Source organism: Nocardia sp. FBN12, assembly GCF_054031145.1.
On record NZ_CM132926.1, the window covers coordinates 2,226,860 to 2,238,657 of the forward strand.

The following is an 11,798-nucleotide window of genomic DNA, read 5'->3' on the forward strand; positions in this document are numbered from 1 at the left end:
TTTATTGACAATGGGGTCGTTAGATGAATATTCCCGTTCGGTGGATCATCTTGATCGGATCGTTCACCGCTTATCTGTTCGACGCGCTGGAAATCGTCATTCTGTCGCTGGCTCTGCCGTCGATGCGCGCAGACCTCGGTATCAGTGTCGTGCAGGGTGGCCTCTTGGCCACTTCGACCTTGCTCGGGATCGGCGCCAGTTCGGTCACGGTCGGCCGGATCGCCGATAAACACGGCCGGAAGGTGGCCCTGTTGGGCAGCCTGGTGCTATTCGGTGTGTGCACGGCATCGGTGGCGGTGATGCCGAGCTTCGGCTGGATCATGGTGTTGCGGTTGGTCGCCGGCTTCGGGTTGGGCGGTGTGTGGGCGATCGTGTCGACCTACGTGGTCGAGTCGTGGCCCGAGCGGGAACGGGGCCGCGCCGTCGCGTTCGTGATGAGCGCGTTCCCGGTGGGTGGCATGCTCGCAGCGCTGATCGCGGGCACCTATGCCTCGAACTGGCGGGCGATGTTCTTCGTCTCCGGGGTCGGCGTCATCGTGCCGATTGTGCTGATCTGGCGGTTCTTCCCCGAATCGCGCGAATGGCTCGACAACGTCAGCGCTCGCCGCGCGGCGGGCGAAGCGCCGACAGCGAACACCCGGGAGATCTTCGGCCGCGAGCTGATTCGCTCCACGGTCCTGGGCACCACCGTGTGTTCGCTGGCATTGCTGGGCTTCTGGGGAGCCAGCGCTTGGCTGCCCACCTTCCTGGCTGAGGACCGTCAGGTCCCCGCCACCACGGTCGCGGTGTTCATCAGTGTGCTGAACCTGGGAATGTTCTTGGGGTACAACGTCTTCGGATTCATCGCCGACAAGGTCGGCCGAAAGCGCGCACTCATCGCGTCGTTGCTCGGGACCGGCCTGGTACTTCCCCTCTACGTGGTGGCCGCCAACGAGACGACACTGCTGGTGCTCGGGCCCGCCTACGCCTTCTTCGCCGTGTTCACCGGCATTCTCGGCAGCTATCTCGGCGAGCTGTATCCCACCGAGCTCCGCGCGACCGGTGCGGGGTTCTGCTTCAACGTCGGCCGCGGTATCTCGGCGCTGGCCCCGCTGTTGCTCGGCTACCTGGCGGGCACCACTGGTTTCGCCATCGGCTTCGCGCTCTGCGGTGGGCTGTTCCTGCTCGCGGCCGTCGCCGTCATCGCGCTGCCCGAGCGCTACAGCCCGGCGACTGTCCTGTCCGACGACACATTGTCTGCCGAAGACGACGGAGTGAAACTGTGAAAATCCGCGGTGCGGTGCTCGAACGAGTGGGCGCGCAAACTCCGTTCAGCCAGTCCAGGCCGCTGCGAATCTGCGAACTGGACCTGGCGGATCCACGAGCGAACGAACTACTGGTTCGGGTGGAGGCCGCCGGAGTCTGTCACTCGGATCTGTCGGTGCTCACCGGGAGCAGGCCACGTCCATTGCCGATGCTGCTCGGTCACGAAGCCGCCGGGTCGGTGCAACGTGTCGGCTCCCGCGTCGACGACATCGCGCCGGGAACTCGCGTCGTGATGACGTTCCTGCCGCGGTGCCGCGACTGTGCGGCCTGTGACACGGCGGGACGCGTGCCGTGCCCAGCGGGCTCAGCGGCGAACGCGGACGGCGTCATGCTCGACGGCGGTCGCCGCCTGACCCACGACGGCTCGACCGTGCACCATCACCTCGGGGTATCGGCCTTCGCCACCCACATCGTCGTGGACCGGCGCTCGGTGGTGCCGGTGGGTGACGACGTTCCCGCCGAGGTCGCGGCTGTGCTGGGATGCGCGGTGCTGACCGGCGGCGGTGCTGTGCTCAATGTGCGCGCGCCGGTGCCGGGGAACACGATCGCCGTCGTCGGTCTGGGTGGAGTGGGGATGGCTGCGCTGCTGGTCGCGCTCGCACAACGAGATTGCCGTGTCATCGGCATCGACACCCTCGCCGACAAACTCGACTCCGCCCGAGCGCTCGGCGCGGACGACGTGTTCACGCCTGCCCAAGCTATCGACAATGGAGTCGAGGCCGACATCGTCGTCGAGGCGGCAGGCCATCCGCGCGCACTGGAGACAGCGATCGCGTGCACCGCGGTCGGCGGTACCACGGTCACGGTCGGACTACCCGATCCGCAGGCGCAGATCACCCTCTCGCCCCTGCGGCTCACCAGCCGTGCGCATTCCCTGGTCGGCAGCTACCTCGGTTCCGCCGACCCCGCCCGCGACATCCCTCGCTACGAGCGGCTGTGGCGAGAGGGGCGCCTACCCGTCGAACGGTTGATCTCCTCGCGCATCGCCCTCGACGACATCAACACCGCCATGGACCGCCTGGCCGGCGGCAACGAGATACGTCAAATCATCACCTTCGGAGACGACACATGACCGAACACCTCTACGACGCGCTCATCATCGGCGCCGGTTTCGGTGGCCTCGGCGCCGCCGCCCAACTGACACGCCACGGCGTGCGCAACTTCTGCCTGCTGGAAGCAGGCGACGAGATCGGGGGTGTCTGGCGCGACAACACCTATCCCGGCGCCGCGTGCGACACCCAGTCGGTCATCTACTGCTACAGCTACCTACCGCACCTCACGGTGTCGCGAATGTATGCAGGCCGCGACGAGTTGCTGAGCTATCTGCGCCATCTCGCGCAGCACTTCGCACTCACCGAGCATATCCGCCTCGGCACCAGAGTCGTGCGGGCGCAGTGGGACGAGTCGAGGTCGCACTGGGTGGTGACCGACCGAAACGGCAACGAGTTCCACACGCGCGCACTGATTCCCGCGTGGGGGCAGCTCGGTACACCGCACATCCCCACCTTCACGGGCCAGGACTCGTTCCGCGGCAACATGTTCCACTCCGCGCGCTGGGACCACACCGTCGACTTGACGGGCAAGCGAGTCGCGAGTGTCGGGGCGGCGGCGAGCGCGGTCCAGTACGTCCCCGAGATCGCCGCGTCGGCAAAGCAACTGGTGGTCTTCCAGCGTTCGGCGAACTACATCCTGCCCCGCAACCAGCAGGTGTTCACCACCGCCGAACTCGATACGCACCGGAACGACCCGGGAACCTTTCACGCGCTGCGCGAGCGCATTCACAACGAACGCGAGGAGGGCTTCGATCGAACCAGGCGCGGGACCGACGGTCAACGTAGCGGTGCCGATGATGCCCGCCGACATCTGGAAAGCCAGGTCGCCGACCCCGATCTGCGTGTCGTACTGACTCCCGACTACGACTTCGGATGCAAGCGCATCCTGCGCAGCGACGACTACTACCCGGCCCTGACCCAGCCGAATGTCACCGTGGAGACCGCGAACATATTGCGCTTCACCCCCGACGGCGTACTCGTCGACAACGACGAGTTCTACCCACTGGATGTGGTCGTTTTCGGCACCGGATTCGCCAGCCAGTCTTTCCAAGGCGACACCGCGATCATCGGCCGCGGCGGCCGATCGCTGCACGAGCGATGGGGGACTACCCCTGAGGCGTATCTGGGCATGCTCGTCGACGGTTTCCCGAACATGTTCCTCGTCTACGGGCCCAACACCAACCTCAACCACAACTCGATCGTGGCGATGCTCGAAGTGCAGCACGAATTCATCGCCGAATCCGTCGAACGGCTGTGTGCCTACAGCGAACTGAACATCGATGTCGAGGAGTACGCGATCCGCGGGTACAACGCGTGGCTGCAGGTACAGCTGGAGGATTCGGCGTTCACCTCCGAATGCTCGTCCTGGTACAAGAACGGCGACGGCAAGGTCATCAACAACTGGTGCGGCACCGTCGAAGACTACCGGCGATTGGTGACGGCGCGGACGCGACCCGAAGCGGTGCGTTCGTGAGCACTGAATCACCCGATCGCGGCCTCGACGACGTAGCCGCCGACCAACGAGCTCTCATTCGCGCCTTCCGCGACAACGGCAGCGCATCGTTCGACACCCTCGGTGTCGACGCCGCGCGCGCGGCCTATACCGCGGGCTGCGCAAGAAACGGGCTGCTTCGGGTCGAGCTAGCTCGGGTCGAGGACATGAACATCGGTGCGGAGCAAGACCTTCCGATCAGGTTGTACAGCAACTACCCGGCCCGCTCCGCGCGCCCGGTACTGCTGTTCGCCCACGGTGGCGGGTGGGTGATGGGGAGCCCGGACACCCACGACACGCTGTGCCGTTACCTCGCCGCCCATGCCGACGTGGCGGTCGTCTCGGTCGACTACCGATTGGCCCCCGAGCACCCGTATCCCGCGGCCGTCGACGACATGCGCACCGCGACCCGGTGGCTGATGGAACACGGAATCGAGCACGGTCTCGATGTCGAACGGGTGATCGTCGGCGGTGACAGCGCCGGTGGCCAGCTCGCCGCGGCGATCGCCGCGGAATGTCCCCGCGTTCGCGCCCAGATGCTGCTGTACCCGGTACTCAGCCTGGCCATGGACACCGCCTCTTATCACCGTGTCCAGCAGGGATTTCCGCTGACCGCTGCGACAATGCACTGGTTCACCGACCTCTACCTCGGCGGTATCGCGACACCACGGGACGCACCGGATCTCAACCCCGGCCTGCACCCGTACCCGATCCCCACCTTCTTGTCCACGGTCGGCAACGACCCGCTCTGCGACGAAGGCATCGACTACGCCGCGACCTTGGCCGCGTGCGGAGCGCCGATCACCCACATCCATCTGCCCCGGCACGCGCACGGCCTGTTCACCTCGGCGGGGGTGGTCGCAACCGGTCGGGCCGTGCTGGATCAAGCCTGCGTCTTCCTGGCCGCCATCGCCCATGAGGAGGTCGACCGAGGGTTCGCCCCGACCGGTGAACCCGAAGGAGCACAACGATGATCGACGCAACAGCAGTGATCGCCGACACCCCGCAGGGCCTATGGATCGACGGAGCAGCGGTCGATGCCACCGACGGCTACCGGTACCCGGTCCTCGACCCGGCCACCGGCGACACCCTGACCACCGTCGCCGACGCCCGCGCCATCGATGCGATGCGGGCCATCGAGTCGGCCGATCGAGTCCAGCGCCCCTGGGCCGTCACCGCACCCCGCGAACGCTCCCAGATCCTGCGCAGGGCATGGGAGTTGGTCACCGAGCGCGCCGAAGATCTCGCATTGCTCATGACCGCCGAGATGGGACGCGCCCTGCCGGACAGTCGCGCGGAGGTCGCCTACGGCGCGGAGTTCTTGCGCTGGTTCAGTGAGGAAGCGGTGCGCGTTCAGGGCCGATACACGCCCGCACCAGCCGGCAACGGCCGGATCCTGGTCACCAAAGCACCGGTAGGGCCGGTGCTGGCGATCACTCCGTGGAATTTCCCGTTGGCCATGGGAACCCGCAAGATCGGTCCGGCACTGGCCGCGGGCTGCACTGTGATCGTCAAGCCCGCGGCCGAGACACCGTTGACCATGCTGGCGCTGGCACGGATCTTCGCCGAAGCAGGCCTGCCCGCCGGTGTCCTCTCGGTGCTGCCGACCTCCGATGCCGCATCGATTTCGACGCCGCTGTTCGCCGACCCCCGACTGCGGAAACTCACTTTCACCGGTTCCACGCGGGTCGGGCGAATCCTGCTCGCCCGAGCGGCTTCCGGGGTGTTGCGCACCTCGATGGAACTGGGCGGCAACGCCCCCTTCCTGGTCTTCGACGATGCCGACCTCGACGCCGCGATCAACGGTGCGATGGCCGCGAAGATGCGCAACGGCGGACAAGCGTGCACGGCCGCCAACCGCTTCCTGGTCGCCGACGCTGTGCTCGAGGAATTCACGGCCCGGCTGACCGAACGCATGGCCGCGTTGACCGTCGGTGCCGGACATCGGACAGGCGTCGCAGTCGGGCCGCTGGTCAGTGCCGCCCAGCTCGACAGGGTCGCAGGGCTCGTCGACGAAGCGGTCGCGGCCGGTGCCCGGATACGAACCGGCGGCAAACCCCTGCCGGGTCCAGGTTTCTTCTACCCGCCCACGGTCCTGGACCAGATCCCCGTCCGCGCGCGCATTCTCGACCAGGAGATTTTCGGTCCGGTCGCGGTCGTCACCGGTTTCGGCGACGAAGCCGAAGCGATCGACCGAGCCAACGCCAGCGAGTACGGCTTGGCCGCCTACCTCTACACCCGTGACCTCGGCCGCGCCCTGCGAGTCACCGATGCGTTGGAGACCGGCATGGTCGCGGTCAATCGGGGAGTCCTGTCCGATGTCGCGGCTCCGTTCGGTGGCGTCAAAGCCTCCGGCCTCGGACACGAAGGCGGCGTCGAAGGCATCGACGAATACCTCGACTCCAAATATGTCGCACTCACGAACTGACACGCCACGACCGCCGCTTCGATCATCGTCCCAGTCATCCGCCCGGATCGTCCTCTGCGGCGACCGCGCTCGCGGCACCGTGCAGGATCATGTCGATGAAGCGAATTCGCAGCTGTGGATCGAGGGGATCACTCAGTTTCAAGGCCCGCAACTGTAAAGGGGCGAGCAAGGTTTCGAGCAACATTCGTGGCTCGATGCCGACCGGCAGCTCGCCCCTGCGGACCGCGCGTTCGGTGATCGGGTAGATCGGTCGCAGCGTGGCATCCCACAAGGAGTCTCGCAGCCTTGTCCAGCGGGGGTCGTCGCCGCCGAAGGACAAGGCTTGGTTCAGGAGCCGGCCCGTCGGTGTGCCGAGACATTCGCTGACGATGTTTCAACAACTCGTCCAGGTCGGAGCGAATCGAGCCGGTGTCGGGGACCTGGACAGACAAGCCTGCCGCGCTCGACAAGGCATCGACGATGAGGTCCTCGCGTGAGCCCCAGCGTCGGTAGATGGTTGTCTCATGGACCTGGGACAGGGCGACGACCTCCGCGACCGCGAACGCGGTCAACCCCTTGTCGGCCAGAACTTTCAGTGTCGCGTCGATGACGGATTCCCGTACTCGCGCGGATCGCCCGCCGGGCCGCCGACGTTTCTGCTCACCCACCATTGCACCTCCACCGCTGGCCCCCCTGCGATCAACATTGGAAGCCGGGCGGACCCGGCGCAAGGGTGTCCCGCTCGGCAATGTGGTGATATGAGACATACGAAAGATGTTGTGCACCAACTAGTTTCATGATGATCGAATGTCGAGGCCGTGTAGCCCGTGCCAGCACAAGGTGCTGATCGCTTCCACCGCGTGGTGCTTGGGTACGAGCATTCCGGCCCGATGCCAATCCGAGGCAGCGGTCAGACTGGCGCCGACCAAGCCGAAGGCCAGCCTTCGCGCCCGTGCCTGCTCGCTGTCGTGCGGGCACAGTCGTTCTGCGATGGTGCCCGCACAGCTCGACAGTGCTGCGCGGACTCGCAGTTCGACCGACGGCTCACTGGGCACGCCGCCACCGAAAACGAGCGTGAGGCTAGAAATGCCCTCGTGATCGATCAGGTCGAAGAAGACCGCGACCGTGCAGTCGACGACCTTCCGATCGGTCTCGGCAGAGCCGAGTGCTCGGTCCACTGTGGCGACCAAGTCGTCGAGCATGCACTGGACGACCGTCAGATAGAGGTCGAGTTTGCTGGAGAAGTAGTCGTAGAGCACAGGTTGGTCACGTCGGCCCGGCGAGCGAGCAGGGCCATGGTGACACCGTGGTATCCCCTGGCCACGAACGCCTCTCGTGCGATGTCGAGGAGTTGGTTTCTGCGCGCGATCCTGCGCGTACTGATCTTGTCGTGCCGCTGCTCGCCCGCACTCATCGTCGGCCGTCGGCCAGGAAGAACGGGTGCACCCGGCCGACAGCGTCGGTCTTCAGAATCCCGATTCGTCGAGACGCATCACAGCGAGGTCGGTGCTGGACACGACCGCGCGTTCGGCGGTCAGGTGTGGCAGGACCGTGGTGGCGAAGAACGAGGCGACGGCGACCTTGCCCTGGTAGAACTCGGCCTCGTCGAGACCGTCCTCGGTGCCCAGAGCCGCGAGCGCGATGTCGGCGGCGACGATCAGCCGCCATGCCACGAGCAGATCGCCGACGGCCAGCAGAAAACGCACGGCATGCAGACCGATCCGATAGAGCTCGGTCGGCTCCTCGCGCCCGGCGAACAGGTGTTTGGTCAGGTCGCCCGCGACTTCTTGAATGTCCTCGAGCGCGTGGGCGAGCAGAATCTTCTCGGACTTGAGGCGCCCGCCATCGGCATCGGACCCGGCGGTGGATCGGACCTGGTCGAGCAGGTGCGCCAGCGCCACCCCGCGATCGCGCGCGATCTTGCGGAAGAAGAAGTCCTGCGCCTGGATCGCGGTGGTGCCCTCGTAGAGCGAGTCGATCTTGGCGTCGCGGATGTACTGCTCGATCGGGTAGTCCTGGAGGAATCCGGATCCGCCGAAGGTCTGCAGGGATTCGGTCAGATACTGGTAGGCGCGTTCGGAGCCGACGCCTTTAACTACCGGCAGGAGCAGATCGTTGACGCGTTCGGCAAGGTTCTCGTCGGCTCCAGAGATCTGGCGGGCCAAGACCGGGTCCTGATGGCCTGCTGTGTAGAGATAGATCGAGCGCAAGCCCTCGGTGTAGGCCTTCTGCATCATCAGCGACCGGCGGACGTCGGCATGGTTGATGATGGCGACCTTCGCGGCGTTCTTCTCCAGGGAGCGGGCCAGATCAGAGCCCTGGACCCGAGATTTCGCATAGTCGAGGGCGTTGAGATAGCCGGTGGAAAGAGTAGCGATAGCTTTGGTGCCGACCATCATTCGGGCTTCCTCGATCACCTTGAACATCTGAGCGATGCCGTCGTGGATGTCGCCGACGAGGTAGCCCACCGCGGGTACCCCGTGTCCGCCGAAGGTCAGCTCACAGGTGGCCGAGGCCTTCAAGCCCATCTTGTGTTCGACGTTGGTGACGAAGACGCCGTTGCGCTCGCCGGGCTCGCCGGTTTCGTCGTCGAAGTGGAACTTCGGGACGATGAACAGGCTCAGGCCCTTGGTTCCGGGCCCGGCTCCTTCGGGGCGGGCCAGGACCACGTGGACGATGTTCTCGAAAAGGTCGTCGGAGTCGGCGGAGGTGATGAATCGCTTCACGCCCTGGATGTGCCACGATCCGTCTTCCTGCTCGGTTGCCGTGGTGCGGCCCGCGCCGACGTCGGAGCCGGCGTCCGGTTCGGTCAGCACCATCGTCGCGCCCCAGTTACGTTCGACGATGTGCGTCGCCCAGCGCTGCTGCTGTTGCGTCCCGATCCCGGTGAGGATATCGGCCATCGTCGGCCCTGTGAGGTACATGTAGGCCGCGGGCTGGGCGCCCAGGATCAGCTCGCTGATCGCCCACGCGAGCATGGAAGGTGCGGGCACGCCTCCGATCGCCTCGCTCTTGGCCACCCGCCACCAGCCTGCCTCGTGCCAGGCGCGCACTGCCTTCTTGAACGGTTCCGGTAGTCGAACCGAGTGGGTGGCCGGGGTGAAAACCGGCGGGTTGCGGTCGGTGTCGGCAAACGGGTCCGCGAGCGGCCCCTCCGCCAGCCTGGCCGCCTCCGACAGCATCATCTGCACGGTGTCGCTGTCCAGGTCGCCGAAGGCGCCCGCGTCGAGGACGGTATCGAGGCCGTACACCTCGAACAGATTGAATTCCAGATCTCGAACGTTGCTCTTGTAGTGGCCCACCGGCTCATCCCTCTCGACGGGACCCGCCTCGTTCGAGCGGGTGCTGAAACGCGGCGCGCGGCGCGCTGCCGGAGCCATGATGGCGCAGCAATCCGATCCATGCAACCTAAGTAACTCTGCGATAAGGTTGCTGGACAGTCTGTATCACCAACTGATCTGGGAGTTCACAGTCTCAGTGCCGTTAAGTCACTGCGAGACCGACTGCGGTATCGGCGAGTAGGGCACATCGGCCATGGCGATTCGCTCACCGATAACGCACAGCAGGTCAGCGAGGTCGGCACGCCGGGTCAGCCGGGGATTGCGCACCGAGTCGGTGACCACTGTGGTGATCGTGTGGATCAACACCCGGGCGGTCGGCATAGACAGCTCAGGGCGGATCGACTGCAGCAGCCGTGCCCAGCCGATATTGCCTTCACGGTGGATGCGGCGGTACCTGGCAGCGGCGTCATCGGGGAGGTGCCCGATCTCGCTGACCGCCGTACCGACGAGATCGGTGCGATCCATGGCGAATTCCACGTAGTACCGCAGCAGGAGCCGCAGCGATGCCTGCGGATTCGCACCCTCGGCGAGCGCGCGCTGGGCGTAGATCTCGACCCATTCGTTGTTGCGGTCGATGATCTCGTTGAGCAGTTGGGTCTTGCCGGCGAAATGGTGATAGAGCGCGGCCCCGCTGACCCCGACCGCGGCACCGATGTCCTCGATACTCACCGCGCCGAAACCACGTTCCTCGAACAGCTGTGCCGCGGCGATGATCATTCGCTCCGGTCGGGAGTCGGGCTCGGATCGCGTGTCTGGTCCGGTGTCGCCGGACTCGACGATCGGTGTCCGCGCGTCGCCGCCGGGAAGATCGACGTCGACCACGGCACCGAGGACCGCGTCGAGCGTCGAGACGAATCGATCCGTCGGCAGCTGGATGCGATGGTTGGACGGGCTGGTCACCACGGACAGAACGATCCAGCTCAGCGCCTCCAGATCACTCGGGGCCAGCCCCGGGCGACGCTGGCCGACGGTCTCTCTGATGCGCTGGGTCAGGCGAACCGCGCGAGACAGGATGCCGCTGCGGTCGACCGGCCTCAGGCTCCGGAACTCGAGTTGCCACAGCCGGGCAACACCGCGGATTTCCAGCGTGACCCGGACCAGCTCGTGCAGTGCCACACCGACATCGCCCGGATTCTCGCGAGCGGTATCGACCCGGGAGATGATCAGGTCGAGACTTTCACGCAGGCAGGAACCGAGGAGCTCCTGCTTCGTGCGGAAGTGTCGATAGACCGCGGCATGGGTGACGCCGGTGGCCGAGGCGATATCGGTCATCGAGGTGCGGTGGAAGCCACGCTCGGCGAAAGCGGTCGCGGCCGTGCGCAGAATGATCTCCCTGCGGTTGCGTGGTCTGCGGCGAACCGATGTCTGCTCGGCGCTGGGCGGGTCCACCTGCGATTGCTTCGGGCCCGGTGTGCCCAGAATTCCGAAGAGGATGCGCTGCAGGCTGTCGGCGAGCTGCTCCGGGGTGGCATCGATCCAGCCGATCGCCCAGTCGTGCATCAATCCGTTGACCGCACCCGCGAACGTGGTGGCGCTGAGCCGGAAGTCGTCCGGGGCGATCTCGCCGTCGGAGGCGAAGCTGTCGAACGTGTCGCACAGCTGGTCCAGCCAGCGCGAACGGACCTGCAGGCGTTGCAGATCCATCCGCTCGCTGACTCCCACTATTTCGACGAAAGCGACCCGGGCCCAGCGGCGATCGGCAGTGAAGTACGAGAGGTAGGCGCCCAGTATCGCCGTCGCCCGGTCGATCAACGGTCGACCGACGGTCTGTCGGGCGGCGTCGAGGACGCGCTGTTCGACGGTGTCGTTCACGTGCAGGAACAGTTCACTCAGGAGGTCTTCGAGGGTGTTGTACTCCTGGTAGAACTGCCGGGTCGACAGCCCCGCGGTTCGGCAGAGTTCGGCCAGTCGGATTTCGCGGTAGCCGGGTCCGGTGGCGAAGGCCTCGAGGGCGATGTGCCGGAGGCGGTGCCGCCGCTCGGTCCGCCGCTCGTCGGCCGTCAGGCCCGCGTAGCTTCGGACTGCCGGCGTGATTCTCCCCACCGCTTCTCCATTCGGTCGTCATGCTGTCGGTCTCCGTGCGGTGTGCGCCTTGCGGTGCTGCGCCCCTGCTCACACGCATTATGGATACATTCGTATTCACAATACTGCCTCTGGCTCGCCCTGTCCGGGCTAGCGGTGCGCGAGGTGTGAGCCCTTGT

At 65.9% G+C, this 11,798-nt stretch carries 10 protein-coding genes and 1 pseudogene; 5 read left to right on the top strand and 6 right to left on the bottom strand.

Translation table 11 applies throughout. The annotated features are described in order from the left end of the window. Positions 1-23: 23 nt before the first annotated feature. The 5 genes from ACWZHB_RS10855 to ACWZHB_RS10875 are packed head-to-tail and all read left to right on the top strand — an operon-like array spanning position 24 to position 6,277. Positions 24-1,265 carry an MFS transporter gene (locus ACWZHB_RS10855; protein ID WP_427907809.1) on the top strand — a complete coding sequence of 414 codons (1,242 nt, stop codon included), beginning with the start codon at positions 24-26 and terminating at the stop codon, positions 1,263-1,265. Then, positions 1,262-2,377, top strand: a complete 1,116-nt coding sequence (locus tag ACWZHB_RS10860; protein WP_427907810.1) for an alcohol dehydrogenase catalytic domain-containing protein — start codon at positions 1,262-1,264, stop codon at positions 2,375-2,377. Before ACWZHB_RS10855 ends, ACWZHB_RS10860 begins: the two co-directional genes overlap by 4 nt. Next, positions 2,374-3,831, top strand: coding sequence for a flavin-containing monooxygenase (locus ACWZHB_RS10865; RefSeq protein WP_427907811.1), 1,458 nt, complete (start codon positions 2,374-2,376; stop codon positions 3,829-3,831). The genes ACWZHB_RS10860 and ACWZHB_RS10865 overlap by 4 nt, the downstream gene beginning before the upstream one ends. After that, positions 3,828-4,823: an alpha/beta hydrolase gene (locus ACWZHB_RS10870; protein ID WP_427907812.1), complete on the top strand. Its 996-nt coding sequence runs from the start codon at positions 3,828-3,830 to the stop codon at positions 4,821-4,823. The genes ACWZHB_RS10865 and ACWZHB_RS10870 overlap by 4 nt, the downstream gene beginning before the upstream one ends. Beyond that, positions 4,820-6,277 carry an NAD-dependent succinate-semialdehyde dehydrogenase gene (locus ACWZHB_RS10875; protein ID WP_427907813.1) on the top strand — a complete coding sequence of 486 codons (1,458 nt, stop codon included), beginning with the start codon at positions 4,820-4,822 and terminating at the stop codon, positions 6,275-6,277. Before ACWZHB_RS10870 ends, ACWZHB_RS10875 begins: the two co-directional genes overlap by 4 nt. A gap of 34 nt (positions 6,278-6,311) precedes the next feature. Here ACWZHB_RS10875 and ACWZHB_RS10880 read toward each other — a convergent pair whose 3' ends face one another. The 6 genes and pseudogenes from ACWZHB_RS10880 to ACWZHB_RS10905 form a co-directional block, all read right to left on the bottom strand. Continuing rightward, a complete protein-coding gene (locus tag ACWZHB_RS10880; RefSeq protein WP_427909132.1) occupies positions 6,312-6,647 on the bottom strand; it encodes a TetR-like C-terminal domain-containing protein in 336 nt (111 codons plus the stop codon). Positions 6,648-6,744: 97 nt separating this feature from the next. Then, positions 6,745-7,023 (bottom strand): annotated as a pseudogene (locus tag ACWZHB_RS10885) (TetR/AcrR family transcriptional regulator); the annotation flags it as partial. Between the two features lie 27 nt (positions 7,024-7,050). Further along, positions 7,051-7,515 carry a TetR/AcrR family transcriptional regulator gene (locus ACWZHB_RS10890; protein ID WP_427907814.1) on the bottom strand — a complete coding sequence of 155 codons (465 nt, stop codon included), beginning with the start codon at positions 7,513-7,515 and terminating at the stop codon, positions 7,051-7,053. Then, complete coding sequence (locus tag ACWZHB_RS10895; protein WP_427907815.1) at positions 7,473-7,670, bottom strand: TetR/AcrR family transcriptional regulator; 198 nt, start codon at positions 7,668-7,670, stop codon at positions 7,473-7,475. The genes ACWZHB_RS10890 and ACWZHB_RS10895 overlap by 43 nt, the downstream gene beginning before the upstream one ends. 52 nt (positions 7,671-7,722) lie before the next feature. Continuing rightward, positions 7,723-9,558, bottom strand: a complete 1,836-nt coding sequence (locus tag ACWZHB_RS10900; protein WP_427907816.1) for an acyl-CoA dehydrogenase — start codon at positions 9,556-9,558, stop codon at positions 7,723-7,725. A gap of 186 nt (positions 9,559-9,744) precedes the next feature. Continuing rightward, a complete protein-coding gene (locus ACWZHB_RS10905) occupies positions 9,745-11,640 on the bottom strand; it encodes a TetR/AcrR family transcriptional regulator (RefSeq protein WP_427907817.1) in 1,896 nt (631 codons plus the stop codon). Positions 11,641-11,798: the final 158 nt, after the last annotated feature.

What these genes read in the sequence shown, in the direction of transcription:
- ACWZHB_RS10855 (WP_427907809.1), top strand. Translation starts at nt 24, where the DNA reads ATGAATATTCCCGTTCGGTGGATCATCTTGATCGGATCGTTCACCGCT.
- ACWZHB_RS10865 (WP_427907811.1), top strand. Translation starts at nt 2,374, where the DNA reads ATGACCGAACACCTCTACGACGCGCTCATCATCGGCGCCGGTTTCGGT.
- ACWZHB_RS10875 (WP_427907813.1), top strand. Translation starts at nt 4,820, where the DNA reads ATGATCGACGCAACAGCAGTGATCGCCGACACCCCGCAGGGCCTATGG.
- ACWZHB_RS10895 (WP_427907815.1), bottom strand. Translation starts at nt 7,670, where the DNA reads ATGAGTGCGGGCGAGCAGCGGCACGACAAGATCAGTACGCGCAGGATC.